Annotated in this window: 14 protein-coding genes; 1 reads left to right on the top strand and 13 read right to left on the bottom strand. The window is 57.2% G+C overall.

Annotated elements, in window-relative coordinates; all coding sequences use genetic code 11:
- Nucleotides 1–394 precede the first annotated feature (394 nt).
- From sucD to sdhC, 9 genes are all read right to left on the bottom strand, one after another.
- On the bottom strand, nucleotides 395–1,276 hold the full coding sequence (sucD, locus tag ACP7B0_RS17555) for a succinate--CoA ligase subunit alpha (protein WP_426142731.1): 882 nt from the start codon (nucleotides 1,274–1,276) through the stop codon (nucleotides 395–397).
- The gene (gene sucC, locus ACP7B0_RS17550; RefSeq protein ID WP_426142729.1) at nucleotides 1,276–2,442 is read right to left on the bottom strand and encodes an ADP-forming succinate--CoA ligase subunit beta; all 1,167 of its coding nucleotides are present in this window, start codon (nucleotides 2,440–2,442) and stop codon (nucleotides 1,276–1,278) included. Before sucC ends, sucD begins: the two co-directional genes overlap by 1 nt.
- A gap of 221 nt (nucleotides 2,443–2,663) precedes the next feature.
- Nucleotides 2,664–4,100 (bottom strand): dihydrolipoyl dehydrogenase, encoded by a 1,437-nt coding sequence (lpdA, locus tag ACP7B0_RS17545; protein ID WP_426142728.1) that lies wholly within the window; start codon nucleotides 4,098–4,100, stop codon nucleotides 2,664–2,666.
- A gap of 166 nt (nucleotides 4,101–4,266) precedes the next feature.
- Nucleotides 4,267–5,496: a 2-oxoglutarate dehydrogenase complex dihydrolipoyllysine-residue succinyltransferase gene (gene odhB / locus ACP7B0_RS17540; RefSeq protein WP_426142727.1), complete on the bottom strand. Its 1,230-nt coding sequence runs from the start codon at nucleotides 5,494–5,496 to the stop codon at nucleotides 4,267–4,269.
- Nucleotides 5,497–5,537: 41 nt separating this feature from the next.
- Nucleotides 5,538–8,369, bottom strand: a complete 2,832-nt coding sequence (locus tag ACP7B0_RS17535; protein ID WP_426142726.1) for a 2-oxoglutarate dehydrogenase E1 component — start codon at nucleotides 8,367–8,369, stop codon at nucleotides 5,538–5,540.
- Between the two features lie 269 nt (nucleotides 8,370–8,638).
- Nucleotides 8,639–9,343 (bottom strand): succinate dehydrogenase iron-sulfur subunit, encoded by a 705-nt coding sequence (locus ACP7B0_RS17530; RefSeq protein ID WP_426142724.1) that lies wholly within the window; start codon nucleotides 9,341–9,343, stop codon nucleotides 8,639–8,641.
- 11 nt (nucleotides 9,344–9,354) lie between these two features.
- Nucleotides 9,355–11,127 (bottom strand): succinate dehydrogenase flavoprotein subunit, encoded by a 1,773-nt coding sequence (gene sdhA / locus ACP7B0_RS17525; protein WP_426142723.1) that lies wholly within the window; start codon nucleotides 11,125–11,127, stop codon nucleotides 9,355–9,357.
- 3 nt (nucleotides 11,128–11,130) lie between these two features.
- Nucleotides 11,131–11,499 (bottom strand): succinate dehydrogenase, hydrophobic membrane anchor protein, encoded by a 369-nt coding sequence (sdhD, locus tag ACP7B0_RS17520; protein WP_426142721.1) that lies wholly within the window; start codon nucleotides 11,497–11,499, stop codon nucleotides 11,131–11,133.
- Nucleotides 11,493–11,879, bottom strand: a complete 387-nt coding sequence (sdhC, locus tag ACP7B0_RS17515) for a succinate dehydrogenase, cytochrome b556 subunit (protein ID WP_426142720.1) — start codon at nucleotides 11,877–11,879, stop codon at nucleotides 11,493–11,495. Before sdhC ends, sdhD begins: the two co-directional genes overlap by 7 nt.
- 349 nt (nucleotides 11,880–12,228) lie before the next feature.
- Between sdhC and gltA the strand changes: the two genes are divergently transcribed.
- Complete coding sequence (gene gltA / locus ACP7B0_RS17510; protein WP_426142719.1) at nucleotides 12,229–13,518, top strand: citrate synthase; 1,290 nt, start codon at nucleotides 12,229–12,231, stop codon at nucleotides 13,516–13,518.
- Between the two features lie 70 nt (nucleotides 13,519–13,588).
- On the opposite strand, the gene ACP7B0_RS17505 is transcribed toward gltA, so the two are convergent.
- The 4 genes from ACP7B0_RS17505 to ACP7B0_RS17490 all read right to left on the bottom strand — a co-directional run bounded on the left by ACP7B0_RS17505 (nucleotide 13,589) and on the right by ACP7B0_RS17490 (nucleotide 16,868).
- On the bottom strand, nucleotides 13,589–14,194 hold the full coding sequence (locus ACP7B0_RS17505) for an START domain-containing protein (protein WP_426142851.1): 606 nt from the start codon (nucleotides 14,192–14,194) through the stop codon (nucleotides 13,589–13,591).
- 55 nt (nucleotides 14,195–14,249) lie between these two features.
- On the bottom strand, nucleotides 14,250–14,507 hold the full coding sequence (locus ACP7B0_RS17500) for a YkgJ family cysteine cluster protein (protein ID WP_426142718.1): 258 nt from the start codon (nucleotides 14,505–14,507) through the stop codon (nucleotides 14,250–14,252).
- 102 nt (nucleotides 14,508–14,609) lie between these two features.
- Complete coding sequence (locus tag ACP7B0_RS17495; protein WP_426142717.1) at nucleotides 14,610–15,308, bottom strand: translation initiation factor 2; 699 nt, start codon at nucleotides 15,306–15,308, stop codon at nucleotides 14,610–14,612.
- Nucleotides 15,309–15,428: 120 nt separating this feature from the next.
- Complete coding sequence (locus tag ACP7B0_RS17490) at nucleotides 15,429–16,868, bottom strand: PLP-dependent aminotransferase family protein (RefSeq protein WP_426142716.1); 1,440 nt, start codon at nucleotides 16,866–16,868, stop codon at nucleotides 15,429–15,431.
- Between the last annotated feature and the right edge of the window lie 60 nt (nucleotides 16,869–16,928).

The raw sequence follows: 16,928 nt of genomic DNA, 5'->3' as shown, positions 1-16,928 counted from the left end.
TAGGAAACCACACTACAGAATCGGAATTGATAGAGGGATTTCCCGACGGATAGGGGAAATGCTGCCAGCCCTTTTAAGACCGACCCTGACTGCGCCCCGGCTCCTTGTGAGAGCCACCGGGCACAAAATGGCGGCTAGCCTAACGAATTTGCGCGTCTTTTGCACTGATAGAGGGCGAATTGAGCGATGAACGCACCTTTTAAGGACGTAAGTCCATCCGCTGGAACGGAGCTTGCCGGCGAATCGGTTTCTCTGCGGGCATTAGCATCGACCGACCGAACGCCTTCGCGGGCCAGCCTCGCTCCAACACGTTATCGATGGGCGCTGTTGCCCAGACGCACAAAGGCCACCCGAAGGTGGCCTTTGTGGATGACTCAATCAGATAAGCAAAGGCTTATTTGATCGCCCAGCCAGTCAGCTCAGCCAAAGCCTTGCCGATGTCTGCCAGGGAACGCACGGTTTTCACGCCAGCGTCTTCCAGTGCTGCGAACTTCTCGTCTGCAGTACCTTTGCCGCCGGAGATGATTGCGCCCGCATGGCCCATGCGCTTGCCCGCAGGGGCAGTCACACCAGCGATGTAGGAAACAACCGGCTTGGTCACGTGTGCCTTGATGTAGGCAGCCGCTTCTTCTTCAGCCGAACCGCCGATCTCACCAATCATGACGATCGCTTCGGTCTTCGGGTCTTCCTGGAACAACTTCAGGATATCGATGAAGTTGGAACCAGGAATCGGGTCACCACCGATGCCGACGCAAGTCGACTGACCGAAACCGGCGTCAGTGGTCTGCTTAACAGCTTCGTAAGTCAGGGTGCCGGAACGCGACACGATGCCTACCTTGCCTGGCAAGTGAATGTGACCTGGCATGATGCCGATCTTGCACTCGCCCGGAGTGATCACGCCTGGGCAGTTAGGCCCGATCAGGACCACGCCCAACTCGTCGCACTTGACCTTGGCATCGAGCATGTCCAGGGTAGGAATGCCTTCGGTGATGCACACGATCAGTTTGATGCCGGCGAATGCTGCTTCAAGGATGGAATCCTTGCAGAAAGGAGCCGGAACGTAGATAACGCTGGCGGTGGCGCCAGTGGTTTCTACCGCTTCTTTCACAGTGTTGAACACTGGCAGGTTCAGGTGCGTGGTGCCGCCTTTGCCTGGAGTCACGCCGCCAACCATTTTGGTGCCGTAGGCAATGGCTTGTTCGGAGTGGAAAGTACCCTGCGAACCGGTGAAGCCCTGGCAGATTACCTTGGTGTCTTTATTGATCAGGACGCTCATTACTTGCCCTCCGCAGCTTTGACAACTTGTTGAGCAGCGTCGGTCAGGCTGGTAGCAGCGATGATGTTCAAACCGCTTTCTGCCAGTACTTTAGCGCCCAGTTCAGCGTTGTTGCCTTCAAGGCGAACAACAACCGGGATTTTCACGCCGACTTCTTTCACTGCACCGATGATGCCTTCGGCAATCATGTCGCAACGAACGATGCCGCCGAAGATGTTGACCAGTACGGCCGCGACATTGCTGTCCGACAGAATGATCTTGAACGCTTCTGTCACGCGCTCTTTGGTTGCGCCGCCGCCAACGTCGAGGAAGTTGGCAGGTTTGCCGCCATGCAGGTTGACGATGTCCATGGTACCCATGGCCAGGCCAGCACCGTTGACCATGCAACCGATGTTACCTTCCAGCGCCACGTAGTTCAGTTCGAACTTGGCAGCGTGGGCTTCACGTGGATCATCTTGCGATGGATCGTGGAAAGCCTTCAGCTTTGGCTGACGGTACATGGCGTTGGCGTCGATGTTGATCTTGGCGTCCAGGCAGTGCAGATCGCCGTCAGCCTTGATAACCAGCGGGTTCACTTCCAGCAGGGCCAGGTCGTGGTCCTGGAACAGCTTGGCCAGACCGGTGAAGATCTTGGCGAACTGAGTAACCTGCTTGCCTTCCAGACCCAACTGGAATGCCAGCTCGCGACCCTGGAATGGCTGAGCGCCAACCAGTGGATCGATAGTGGCTTTAAGAATCTTCTCAGGAGTGTCGTGAGCGATCTTCTCGATGTCCACGCCACCTTCGGTGGAAGCCATGAACACGATGCGACGGCTCGAACGATCCACTACAGCGCCGAGATACAGCTCTTTAGCGATGTCGGTGCAGGACTCAACCAGGATCTTGGTCACTGGCTGACCGTTGGCGTCGGTCTGGTAAGTCACCAGACGCTTGCCCAGCCATTGCTGTGCGAACGCTGCCGCGTCTTCTTTGCTGCGAACCAGCTTCACGCCGCCCGCTTTACCGCGACCACCGGCGTGAACCTGGGCTTTGACAACCCATTCAGTGCCGCCAATTTTATCGCAAGCTTCTGCTGCTGCTTCCGGGGTGTCTACTGCGTAACCTTTGGATACTGGCAGGCCGTATTCAGCGAACAGCTGCTTACCCTGATACTCGTGAAGATTCATGCTTATTACCGTCTTCGTTAGGTACTGCGCATTCGGTGCTGCACGTCTGGCGTGCCGCACCACCTGTGACCGCTACTCCCGGGCCCGTTGAACACCTCGAACCGGTTGGGGTTCGATGTGTATCCGGGGACACCTCAGAGGTCGAGTCCGGCGGACATTCCGCGGTGAGTCTTGCTCGCAAGGCTCACGACGGGCAGTCCGTCGTGGTTTCTCTTATTGTCTTAGCGTTTTTTGCGGTTCTGGATGTGGATGGCACCGCCATTCACGGCCAGAGCTGCTTCATGCAATGCTTCGGACAGCGTCGGATGGGAGAAGACCATCATGCCGATGTCTTCAGCACTGCTGCCGAATTCCATCGCGATCGCGCCCTGCTGTACCAGTTCGGCAGCACCTGGACCAATGACATGAACGCCGACTACGCGATCAGTCTTGGCATCAGCGATAACCTTCACAAAACCGCCCGTATCATTGGCTGCCATTGCGCGGCCACTGGCTGCGAACGGGAACGTGCCGACGTTAACTTCAACGCCTTCAGCCTTCAAGGTCTGCTCGGTTTTGCCCACCCAGGCGATTTCCGGGTGCGTGTAGATAACCGAAGGAATCAGATTGTAGTTCATCTGAGCCTTGTGGCCCTTGATGCGCTCGACAACCATGATGCCTTCTTCCGACGCTTTGTGGGCCAACATCAGACCACGAACCACGTCACCGATGGCATAAACACCTGGAACGCTGGTAGTGCAGAAGTCGTCAACGTAGATGAAACCGCGCTCATCCAGGTCCACGCCGCTGTCCGCGGCCAGCAGATCGGTGGTGACCGGACGACGGCCGACAGCCACAATCACGCGATCAAACGTGATGTTCTGTTCGCCAGCAGCATCGGTGTAGGTCACGACAGCTTCGTCGCCATTGACCTTGGAACCGGTAACGCGAGCGCCCAGCTTGATGTCCAGACCCTGCTTGGTGAAGGTCTTCATCGCTTCTTTGGAAACCGCTTCATCAGCGGCAGGCAGGAACTTGTCCAGTGCTTCCAGAACGGTAACCTTGGCACCCAGACGGGCCCACACCGAACCCAGTTCCAGGCCGATCACACCGGCACCAATCACGCACAGACGCTCAGGGACAGCCTGGAATTCCAGGGCGCCCGTGGAGTCAACGATGACTTTGTGGTCAACCGGAGCTGGCGGGATGTCGATCGGACGCGAGCCCGAAGCCAGGATCACGTGATCCGCTTCGATGATTTCAACGGTGCCGTCAGCGCCGGTCAGCTCGACTTTCTTGCCGGCCAGCAGTTTGCCGTGGCCTTGCAGCGTGGTCACGCCGTTGGCTTTGAACAGGCTGGCAACGCCGCCCGTCAGGCCTTTGACGATGGTCGACTTGCGACCCACCATGGCTGGAACGTCCATGGACACTTCGGAGGTCGAGATGCCGTGGACAGCGAAGCCATTCTTGGCTTCGTAGAACTTCCAGGAGCTATCCAGCAGCGCCTTGGACGGAATGCACCCTACGTTCAGGCAAGTACCGCCGAGGGCCAGTTTGCCCTCCTTGTCCTGATATTTCTCGATGCAGGCAGTCTTGAGACCAAGTTGCGCGGCCTTGATAGCGGCAACATAACCGCCAGGGCCAGCGCCAATCACTACCACGTCGAATTTCTGGGACATAAAAAAGAGTTCCTCTTTAGCTGCGAGCTTCAAGCCACACGCTGCATGCTGATCTGCGATGTATTACAGAAAAGCGTGCAGCCTGTTAATTAGATGGAGATTGCAAAACCCGAGCTGCCCGCCAGACTGCCTTGCAGCGTCTGGCATGCGGCTCGGGGCTGCTTCATCAAATATCCAGCAGCAGACGAGCCGGATCTTCCAGCAGGTTCTTGATGGTCACCAGGAACGTCACGGCTTCTTTACCATCGATCAAACGGTGATCGTAGGACAGCGCCAGATACATCATCGGACGGATGACTACCTGACCGTTGATTGCCATTGGACGTTGCAGAATGTTGTGCATGCCCAGGATAGCTGCTTGCGGCGGGTTAACGATCGGGGTCGACATCATCGAACCGAAAGTACCACCGTTGGTGATGGTGAAGGTACCACCAATCATCTCTTCCATGGACAGCTTGCCGTCACGGGCTTTTTTACCGAAAGCAGCTATGCCGCCTTCGATTTCGGCCAGGCTCATCTGTTCTGCGTTACGCAGGACAGGAACCACCAGACCACGGTCGCTGGAAACAGCAACGCCCACGTCGGCATAGCCGTGATACACAATGTCGGAACCGTCAATGGAAGCGTTGACAGCCGGGAAGCGTTTCAGCGCTTCGGTGGCAGCCTTGACGAAGAACGACATGAAGCCCAGGCGTACGCCGTTGTGGGACTTCTCGAACAGATCCTTGTACTTCGAACGCAGCGCCATGACTTCGGTCATGTCGACTTCGTTGAACGTCGTCAGCATCGCCATGTTGGACTGGGCTTCAACCAGACGCTTGGCCACGGTGGCACGAACGCGGGTCATCGGCACACGCTTCTCGACGCGGTCGCCAGTGGCGAGCACAGGAGCAGCAACTGCGGCGGCAGGCTTGGCAGCCGGTGCAGCAGCAGGTGCGGATTTCTTCGCTTCTACTGCGGCAACCACGTCTTCCTTGGTGATGCGACCGTCTTTGCCTGTGCCCTTGACGCTGGCCAGGTTGATGGCGTTTTCTTCGGCCAGCTTGCGGGCGGCCGGTGCAGCGATGGAATCTTCGTCACCACCCGCCGCCGGAGCGGCAGACTGGGCGGGTGCTGCAGCCGGTGCAGCGGCAGCTGCCGGGGCGGCCGACGCAGTACCGCCAGCATCCAGCGTTGCGATCAGTTCGTTGGACAGGACAGTGTCACCCTCGCCTTTCACGATCGATGCCAGCACGCCGTCGGCTTCGGCCAACACTTCGAGCACGACCTTGTCGGTCTCGATGTCGACCAGCAGCTCGTCACGTTTTACCGCCTCGCCCGGTTGCTTGTGCCATTTGGAAATGGTGCCGTCGGCAACGGATTCCGGGAAAGAGGGGGCTTTGATCTCGATAGCCATTATCTGTAATTCCTTAATTCGGTTTCTAATGCGCGAAGGCGTTAAACAGTGAAGGCATCTTTGAGCAGTTTTTCCTGCTGCTCAGCGTGCATCGAAGCGTAGCCGCAAGCTGGCGCTGCAGAGGCATCACGACCGGCATACTCGAGCACGAGGCTGCGTTTGTGATTGCCCACGCTGCGGCGCAGATGATGCTGGCTGCTGTACCAGGCGCCCTGATTCATCGGCTCTTCCTGACACCACACTGCATTCTGCAGATTGGTGTAAGGCGCGAGCGTTTCCATCAGGTCGTCTTCAGGGAACGGATACAGCTGCTCGAGACGCACGATAACGGTGTCTTCGCGCCCTTCGGCACGACGCTTTTCAAGCAGGTCGTAATAAACCTTGCCGCTGCACATGATCAGACGCGTCACCTTGGCGGCATCGAGGGTATCGATTTCCGGGATAACGGTCTGGAACGAGCCTTCGGCCAGATCTTCCAGGGTCGACACGGCCAGCTTGTGGCGCAGCAACGACTTTGGAGTCAGTACGACCAGCGGCTTGCGCAGTGGACGAATCACCTGACGGCGCAGCAAGTGGTAGATCTGAGCTGGAGTAGTCGGTACGCAAACCTGAATATTGTGCTCGGCGCACAATTGCAGGTAACGCTCAAGGCGCGCAGAGGAGTGCTCCGGCCCCTGGCCTTCGTAGCCGTGAGGCAGCAGCATGGTCAGACCGCACAGACGACCCCATTTGTGCTCGCCGCTGGTGATGAACTGGTCAACAACAACCTGCGCACCGTTGGCGAAGTCGCCGAACTGGGCTTCCCAGATGACCAGAGCATTAGGCTCGGTCGTCGAGTAGCCATATTCAAAGGCAAGTACGGCTTCTTCCGACAGGAAAGAGTCATACAGATCGAAACGCGGCTGACCGGCGTACAGGTTCTGCAGCGGGATATAGGTCGACGAGTCTTTCTGGTTATGCAGCACGGCATGACGGTGCGAGAACGTACCGCGGCCGATGTCCTGACCGGTCATGCGAATCGGGTGACCTTCGAACGCCAGGGTCGCGTACGCCATGGTTTCGGCGTAACCCCAGTTGATCGGCAGGCCGCCGGCTTGCATCTTCTGACGGTCTTCGTAGATCTTCTGCACCTGACGCTGAACCACGAAGCCTTCCGGCAGCTCCATGAGCTTGGCAGACAGCTCCTGCAGGGTTTTCAGATCAAAGCGGGTGTCATGACGCGCAGTCCAGGCATGGCCCAGGTAGGGACGCCAGTCCACGAACAACTCTTTGTTCGGCTCTTTGACCAGGCTTTTTACAACATGCAGACCGTTGTCCAGCGCATTACGGTAGTCATCGATCTTCGCCTGTACACGGGCGTCATCGAGTACACCGGCCTTGATCAGGCTTTCGGCATACAACTCACGGGTCGTGCGCTGTTTGGCGATTTGCTGGTACATCAACGGCTGGGTGCCGCTAGGCTCATCCGCTTCGTTGTGACCGCGACGACGGTAGCAGACCAGGTCGATCACCACGTCACGCTTGAACTGCATGCGATAGTCGATCGCCAGTTGGGTCACGAACACCACGGCTTCAGGGTCATCACCATTTACATGGAGAATCGGTGCCTGAATCATCTTGGCAACGTCAGTCGCGTACTCGGTGGAGCGCGAGTCCAACGGGTTGCTGATGGTAAAACCCACCTGGTTGTTGATGACGATGTGGATGGTGCCGCCCGTCTTGAAGCCGCGAGTCTGCGACATCTGGAAGGTTTCCATGACCACGCCCTGCCCTGCAAAAGCAGCATCACCGTGGAGGGAAATGGGCAGAACCTTGTCACCGTGTGGATCATTACGACGATCCTGGCGGGCACGTACCGAACCCTCGACCACCGGGGAAACGATCTCCAGGTGGGACGGGTTGAACGCCATGGCCAGGTGAACTTCGCCACCGGCGGTCATGACGTTCGACGAGAAGCCCTGGTGATATTTAACGTCACCGGAACCCAGCTCGACTTTTTTCTTGCCTTCGAACTCGTCGAACAGGTCGCGCGGGTTCTTGCCGAAGGTGTTGACCAGGACGTTCAGACGGCCACGGTGGGCCATGCCGATCACGATTTCCTTGGTGCCATAGGAGCCGGAACGCTGGATCAGCTCGTCCAGCATCGGGATCAGGCTTTCGCCACCCTCAAGGCCGAAACGCTTGGTGCCCGGGTATTTGGTGCCCAGGTACTTTTCCAGACCTTCAGCAGCGGTCACGCGCTCAAGCAGGTGGCTCTTGATGTCGGCGGAAAACTCGGGACGGCCGCGAACACTCTCCAGACGCTGCATGAACCAGTTGCGCTGCTCGGAATCCACGATGTGCGTGAATTCAGAACCGATGGTGCGGCAATATGTCTGCTGCAACGTCTCGTGAATTTCGCGTAGGCTCGCTTCCTCTTTGCCAATGAACAAGTCACCGGCACGGAAAGTGGTATCCAGATCAGCGTTGGTCAGGCCGTAATGATTGATCGACAGATCGGCTGGCGCAGGACGTTGCCACAGGCCCAGCGGATCGAGCTGGGCTGCCTGATGGCCACGCATACGGTAAGCCTGGATAAGTCGCAGTACTTCGACCTGCTTCTTTTCATGTTCGCTGCTCACGCTTGCGGCGGAAACCGGCTGAGCGCGGCGCTGGTTTTTGGCCAGCAACACAAAATGATCGCGGATCGTCGAATGCGATACATCGGTGGCAGTGCTGCCGTCAGCGGGCAACTTCTGAAAGTAGGTGCGCCACTCTTCTGGCACAGCGTTCGGGTCGTGCAGGTAGAGCTCATAGAGCTCTTCCACATAGGCAGCGTTACCACCGGATAGGTGGGCACTGTTCCACATGCGCTGCATCACGCTTTCTTGCATGCTTGGTCACCCTCGGTAAGGGGACACCACCGGCGAAGACACCACAGCAAACCTGAGATAGTCATGTGCAGCGACTGTATCAAGTCACTAAGGATCACGCAGATAGTCCGGGTACCAGCCCGGATGCCCCTGCTGGTCTCATTTCTTCAAAATAAGAGCCGCAGCCTTATAAGCTACTGCTCAGGTTAAAACTACGGCGCCGGTTGAAGCCTGCGCCGCAGCCAATCTGGGTCAAACGTTTTACAGCGGTTTACGGTACAGCAATCGAATCAGACACCGTTCTGCAGAAGCATGTTGCGCACGTGACCGATAGCCTTGGTTGGGTTAAGGCCCTTCGGACAAACGTTGACGCAGTTCATGATCCCGCGGCAGCGGAACACGCTGAACGGATCGTCCAGTGCCGCCAGACGCTCGGCAGTCTGGTTGTCACGGCTGTCAGCCAGGAAACGATAGGCTTGCAGCAATGCGGCCGGACCGAGGAACTTGTCAGGGTTCCACCAGAAGGACGGGCAGGAAGTGGAGCAGCAAGCGCACAGGATGCACTCGTACAGACCGTCCAGCTTCTCACGCTCTTCCGGGGACTGCAGACGCTCGATGGCCGGAGCCGGAGTGTCGTTGAGCAGATAAGGCTTAACCTTCTCGTACTGCTTGTAGAAGATGCTCATATCGACGACCAGGTCACGAATCACAGGCAAGCCCGGCAGTGGACGCACCACCAGCTTGTTGTTCTTGACCACGGCGGACAGCGGCGTGATGCATGCCAGGCCGTTCTTGCCGTTGATATTCATGCCATCGGAACCGCAGACGCCTTCGCGGCAGGAGCGGCGATAGGAAAAGCCTTCGTCCTGCTCTTTGATCAGGGCCAGCACGTCCAGGACCATGATGTCTTTACCATGGGTATCGACCTGGAATTCCTGCATGAACGGCGCGGCGTCCTGATCCGGGTTGTAGCGATAAACACTGACTTGCAACATATCAGCCACCCTTAGTAAGTCCGAATCATGGGTTCAAAAGTCGGAACAGTCTTCGGCGAGAAGTTCACGGCACGTTTGGCTACGCGTTTTTCACCCGGGAAGTACAGGGTGTGGCACAGCCAGTTCTGATCGTCGCGATCTTCGAAGTCTTCACGGGCGTGAGCACCGCGGGACTCTTTACGAACTTCGGCGGCAATCGCCGTTGCTTCGGCCACTTCCAGCAGGTTTTGCAGCTCAAGCGCTTCGATTCGGGCCGTGTTGAACGCCTGGCTCTTGTCGTTGATCTTGACCTTGGAGATACGTTCACGCAGGTCCGACAGCTGGGCGATGCCCTTCTGCATGTATTCGCCGGTACGGAATACACCGAAGTAGTTCTGCATGCAGCTTTGCAGCTCTTTGCGCAGGGAAGCCACGTCTTCGCCGGTTTCGCGGGCATTGAGGCTGGCCAGACGCTGAAGGGCGACGTCAACGTCGGTTTCAGTAGCACGACGGTAATCAACGCCTTCACGCAGGCTCTGTTCCAGATGGATACCGGCAGCGCGACCGAACACAACCAGATCGAGCAGCGAGTTGCCGCCCAGACGGTTGGCACCGTGAACCGATACGCAAGCCACTTCGCCGACAGCGAACAGACCCGGAATGATCTGATCGGCGCCGGTGGCGTCCTGAGTGATCGCCTGACCATGAATGTTGGTGGCAACGCCGCCCATCATGTAGTGGCAGGTCGGCACAACCGGGATCGGCGCAACGGCCGGATCGACGTGTGCGAAGGTCTTGGACAGTTCCATGATCCCTGGCAGACGGCTGTGCAGCACTTCTTCGCCCAGGTGATCAAGCTTGAGCATGACGTGGTCGCCATCAGGGCCACAGCCGTTGCCGGCAATGATTTCCTTGACCATGGAACGCGCAACGACGTCACGACCTGCAAGGTCCTTGGCGTTCGGAGCATAACGCTCCATGAAACGCTCGCCGTGCTTGTTGATCAGGTATCCGCCTTCGCCACGGCAACCTTCAGTGACCAATACACCTGCACCGGCAATACCGGTCGGGTGGAACTGCCACATTTCGATGTCCTGAACCGGTACACCTGCACGCAATGCCATGCCAACGCCGTCGCCGGTGTTGATCAGGGCGTTGGTGGTGGAGGAGTAGATGCGGCCGGCGCCACCGGTTGCCAGTACCGTTGCGTTGGCACGAATGTAGGAGGTTTCGCCAGTTTCGATGCAGATGGCGATGATGCCGACGAACACGCCGTCCTGATTCTTCACCAGATCCACGGCATAGTATTCGTTGAGGAATACGGTGCCGGCTTTCAGGTTGGCCTGATACAGGGTGTGCAGCAGCGCGTGACCGGTACGGTCAGCCGCCGCGCACGTACGTGCAGCCTGCCCGCCCTTGCCGAAGTCCTTGGACTGGCCACCAAACGGACGCTGGTAAATGCGGCCCTGTTCGGTACGGGAGAAAGGAAGCCCCATGTGCTCGAGTTCGAAAACAGCTTCAGGGCCGACAGAACACATGTATTCGATCGCGTCCTGGTCACCGATGTAGTCGGAACCCTTGACGGTATCGTACATGTGCCAGCGCCAGTCATCGTTCGGATCTGCCGAGGCGATTGCGCAGGTGATGCCACCCTGGGCAGAAACGGTGTGGGAACGAGTCGGGAAAACCTTGGTGACCACGGCGGTCTTGTGACCACCTTGTGCCAGCTGCAATGCCGCACGCATGCCAGCACCGCCGCCACCAATGATGATGGCGTCAAAAGAAAGCGTATTAATGTTAGCCATGGATCAGATACCCCAAAGAATCTGCACACCCCAGACGAAGTAAGCGAACATCGCAACGCCGCAGACCGCCTGGAAAAGGAAACGAATCGCAGTCGAGGACTTGCCGAACGCCATTGGCGTCAGGTAGTCGGTCGCAATGGTCCACATGCCGACCCAGGCGTGAGCGCCCAGGGCAACGAGAGCCAGCAGACTGAAGATACGCATTCCGTTATGCGAGAACAGACCATGCCAGTCGGCATAGCCCAGACCGGGGTGCAGCACGATGTATCCGATCAGGAAAATGAAATAAGCCGCGAGCACGACCGCAGATACGCGCTGCGCCATCCAGTCATAGAGGCCCGAACGCGACAGGTTAGTGACGTTGGTTACCATATCCAAACTCCCGCCAGAACGATCAGCACCGCAGACACGGCGATAACGATTTTCGAGCCCAGCTTGCCGCCTTCCAGCGTCTCACCGACACCCATGTCCATGACCAGGTGACGAACACCCGCCACCAGGTGATACAGCAGAGCGGAGAGCAGGCCCCAGACCACTAGCTTGGCTAGCACGCTGTTCATACACGCCTTTACCTGCTCGAAGCCTTCCTCGGAACCCAGGGATTTGCCCAATGCATAAAGCATGATGGCAATACCCACGAAGAGGATGACACCCGAGACACGGTGAAGAATGGACGTGTAAGCAGTGACTGGGAGTTTGATGGTCCTTAGATCTAGGTTTACAGGTCGTTGGCTATTCACGGCTTTTTTCACACTGAAGAGCCCCTAACAATCAGGGCAAGTTGTTGGGAAGTGCACTGGTCAGGTACCCACTACCCAGGAAGTGACGACCCCCAGCAAACAGGCCCTAAAACCCCTGGCGGTCGGACGCCGAGTATAGACAGTTAGGGCGCTAATGACAACGCGAAGACCTACCCCTAATAGCGGATTGCTTTAGCAGGATAAAAGGCGTAAACGGCAGACATTTTCGAGGAAAAGTGCGGCTGTAAGCCTTCTGGAACACGACTTTAGGCAAATTGACTTTAGAATTTATCTCACTATAGTGGTGCGGGCCCTGCGTGGGGGGTCTGTCTGATGATTTGAAGCATAAATAGGAGGCCACATGGCTGACAAAAAAGCGCAGTTGATCATCGAGGGCGCAGCCCCCGTCGAGCTGCCCATTCTGACCGGCACCGTAGGTCCCGATGTAATCGACGTACGCGGTCTAACCGCCACCGGCCGCTTCACATTTGACCCTGGTTTCATGTCGACCGCCTCTTGCGAGTCGAAAATCACCTATATCGATGGTGACAACGGCATCCTGCTGCATCGGGGCTATCCGATCGAGCAGCTTGCCGAGCAGTCCGACTACCTGGAAACCTGCTACCTGTTGCTCAATGGCGAAATGCCAACCGCCGAGCAGAAGGCCCAGTTCGTTGTTATCGTGAAAAACCACACCATGGTTCACGAGCAGTTGAAGACATTCTTCAACGGCTTCCGGCGCGACGCCCACCCTATGGCCGTCATGTGCGGCGTAGTCGGCGCCCTCTCGGCGTTCTATCACGACTCTCTGGATATCAATAATCCACAGCACCGTGAAATTTCGGCCATCCGGCTGATTGCGAAAATGCCTACCCTGGCAGCCATGGTTTACAAGTACTCCATGGGCCAGCCCATGATGTACCCGCGCAATGACCTGAGCTACGCGGAAAACTTCCTGCACATGATGTTCAACACCCCGTGCGAGATCAAACCGATCAGCCCGGTACTGGCCAAGGCGATGGATAAGATTTTCATCCTGCACGCCGATCATGAGCAGAACGCCTCGACGTCCACCGTTCGGATGGCAGGCTCTTCTGGCGCAAACCCGTTTGCCTGCATCGCAGCAGGTATCGCAGCGCTCTGGGGTCCTGCGCATGGCGGCGCCAACGAAGCAGTGCTGGCCATGCTCGACGAGATTGGCGATGTCTCGAACATCGACAAATTCATCGCCAAGGCCAAGGACAAGAACGATCCGTTCAAGCTGATGGGCTTTGGTCACCGCGTTTACAAGAACCGCGACCCTCGCGCCACCGTAATGAAACAGACCTGCGACGAAGTCCTCAAGGAACTGGGCATTACCAATGACCCGCAGCTTGAACTGGCGATGCGTCTGGAAGAGATTGCCCTGACCGATCCGTACTTCATCGAGCGCTCGCTGTATCCGAACGTCGATTTCTATTCGGGCATCATCCTCAAGGCGATTGGCATTCCCACCAGCATGTTCACCGTGATCTTCGCTCTGGCGCGGACCGTCGGCTGGATTTCACACTGGAAAGAGATGCTGTCGAGCCCGTACAAAATCGGCCGTCCACGCCAGCTGTACACCGGTCATGTTTCCCGCGACATCGTGCCTCTCGAAGAACGCGAGTAAGCTTATATCGCACGTAAAAAAGGGCTGCCATTGGCAGCCCTTTTTGCATTACAGCGAATCGAACCGGACTTTACTTTTCCGCCCGTGCCTTCAGAGCCATCAAGGTATTGAACGGCGCATCCACCACGAACTTGTTAGCCAGCCAGGACGGCACGCTTCCGCCAGGCTCGGTGTGAACCTGATAGGTAACCTGCGTCCGGTCAGCACTCAGCGGCACGAACTTCCAAAAGCCTTCGACCTGGGTGACACGTACAAAACCGTTCTCCTCGGGTATGTACTTGGGCTGCCCTTCAAGCTTGCGCGTCAGGCTGCCATCAGCGCCCTGCTCCGTGGTCACTTCAAGCACAGAATCCCGGGCAGTGACCGGCCAGGGCGTATTGAATTGAGTGTAGGTCCAGGCCTTGTTGCCCTCATGCTTGAGCAACTTCTGCGACTTGCATTCATGAACCCACGCGCAGGCGCCAACAACGTCTTCCTGCAGACTGCGCAGCTTCGCAATACTGGCATTGATCACGGTTTCGCCGCGATAAGCCTTGTATTTGGAGCCAGCCACCTCACTCAAAGAGATCTTGATCCCGTTTTCATCTTTGGCGACTTGCCAGTCTTCAGCCTGAGCAGCGACTGATATCAGGACCGTAAACCCAAAGATGAACGCCATGCGGTGCAGCGAAGCCATGTTGTATTCCTTATTGTCGGACATTCGATAAATCAATTTTTTCGAAACGGGTATTTCAAGCAACTGCTGTGGCCTGCTCCCACCACGTGATGATGCGGATGGCGTCAGCCTGGTCTACACCACAGACATCCGCCTGAGCCTTGAACTGGCCGCACACTGCAGGTCGCTCTGGCTTGCCGAACAACCCACAAAGCGATTCGATCGATAAATGCAGGCAGCGTTCCCCGGCGGGCTTGCCGTTCGGCATGCCCGGAATGGGAGAACTAATGGACGGAGCGATACAGCAGGCACCACAACCAGAACGGCATTCCATGACTCTTACACTTTGCAAAGTTGACGAGCAGATAGTAACCGCTGAAACAACTGTTTGAAATGGCTACGCGTCAGGCATTCCCCGCCGCCACTTGGGTCACCATTACTGCTTGAATTTGAAGTCCAGCGCCGCGCCCTCTACGTCACGGCGGTTGTCATTACGCATCTGCAACTGCATTTCATTGCTCAGCAGACGTCCGTTAAGCTCGAAGGGCCCGCCACCTGAAGCCCCATCCTTGTCGCCAAACATTTGTGGCAGGACCGGTTTGCGGGTCGCCGTGATCACGTTTTTCGGGGGCGTCATTTGCTTGACCAGCTCAGGAGGGAGACTCAGATCCAGCTTGGGTGAATTCAGCTTGGTGTCCCTGGTGACTTCTTTTTTCTGCGCCACCGTTTTCTTGCCCGCCCCCTCGCGCTTGATCGTCAGCGTGGATTCGGCTTTGGTCTTCAGGATCGGCGTTTTGGACGCCGGTGCCTTGGCATTGTCGTCCTTGGGCAGCCCAGAGTCCGCATTCCCAGACTTTTTGACGGAAGTAGACAGGCCGCCTTTGCTGACAACCACCGGCACAACCGGCACATTGGGCACCAGCTCATGAACAGGTGGCCGGGATGGATCCGTCGGCGAAACGGTCGCCGTGACCGAGGCGCTCGTCGGGGGTTTAGCCACGACAACTGGAGCGACGGTCGGAACCGGGGCGCTTACTTCGGCAGAGACTTTCGGCTTCGGCGCCGCCGCATCCTGAGCGTCGCAGGCGCTTAGCAGAAAAATGATCATCAATCCGGCACAGCGAAAAACTTTCATAGGCAGAAACAGCCAAGGTAGAAAAATCATATGCTGGCCTCTGGCATGCTGCTCACACACCAGAGATTCGAATAGCCATTATCACAGACGCCGGCGCAGGCTTTAGCCTTGTCTACCGCGTCAATAGGGTTCGACAGCTTCCTGACACAGTTGTTTTGCCAACATGCCTAACGTCATCAACGCGCGCTCCGCCTCTCGATTCCACGGAACACCACAGTTCAGGCGTATGCAGTGATTGAACTGCTCTGTATTGCTGAAGATCAGCCCTGGCGCGATGCTGATTCCCTGCTCCAGCGCCCGCACATGCAAGTCCTGAGTATTCACTCGCCCAGGCAGGCTGACCCAGAGGATAAATCCACCGGTTGGACGACTCATTTGCGTGCCTTCGGGGAAAAACTGCTGCACCGCAAGCTGAAAGGCGCTGAGATTTTTGCGGTATTCAAGACGAATAAATCGTAGATGACGGTCATAACCGCCATTTTCAAGGTACGCAGCAACCCCCATTTGCGTGACACTGCACGCCGAATGAGTGCTGAAGGTCTGAAGACGTTGAATTTCAGACTGATATTTGCCAGCAATCATCCAGCCAATACGCACCCCCGGCGACAGCGTCTTGGAGAAGCTGGAGCAGTAAATGACCCGCCCCAACCGATCAAACGCTTTCAGGGACTTGGTCCGGCCCTGCTCGAACATCAGCTCGCCATAAATATCGTCTTCGACAATCTGAATATCGAAATCCGACGCCAGGCGCAGCAGATGCTTTTGTCGATCTTCAGGGATGGTCCCGCCCAAGGGGTTGCTCAAACGCGAGGTCAGGACCAACGCTTTGATGGACCACTGATTGGCCGCCAGTTGCAAGGCTTCCAGACTGATTCCCGTGGCTGGATCGCTGGGGATTTCAATCACTTTGAGGCCCAGAAGATCAGCCAGCTGCAACAACCCATAATAAGTGGGTGACTCGGCGGCAATCAGATCACCCGGCCGCGTCAGCACCCGCAAGGACATCTGCAGCGCATCGACACAACCGTGGGTAATGACCACTTCCGATGGATCGACCACAACACCCGCATCCCGCATGCGAATGGCTACCTGTCGGCGCAACGGCTCGAACCCGGGGCTGAACATGTAACTGAAGGCCCGCGGGCTATGAAAGCGAGTGACCTTCGCGATCTGTTGGTGCAGGGCGCGGACCGGCAAATAGTCGACGTGCGGCACGGCGGCACCCAGGGGAAACACGCCTTCGCGACGCGACTCCACCAATACCTGCTGAATAATGCTGCTGCGCGTCACCAGGCCCGGTCGCTCTACGCGGGCGATGTCGGGCGTTGGAGCGGTTAGCGCGGGCGTCTGGTGAACGTAATAGCCCGACTGCGGCCGCGCACGAATCAACCCCTGATCTTCCAGATTCGCATAGGCTTGCAGCACAGTCGCATGACTGACATTGAGCTGCGAGCTCATTTTGCGCACCGATGGAACACGCTCGCCGGGCTGATAGACACCCCGACGAATGTCCTCGGCCAACTGCTGAGCGATTCTTTGGTAAAGCAGAAGATTGGTCATCAAGCGGCCTCGATACTGCCGGCGACGTATGTTATCCAGGGTAATAAATCGGTGAGTCAC

It is taken from the genome of Pseudomonas sp. DWP3-1-2 (genome assembly GCF_049896285.1).
Lineage (GTDB): Bacteria > Pseudomonadota > Gammaproteobacteria > Pseudomonadales > Pseudomonadaceae > Aquipseudomonas.
This window is presented reverse-complemented; position numbering and strand designations above follow the sequence as displayed.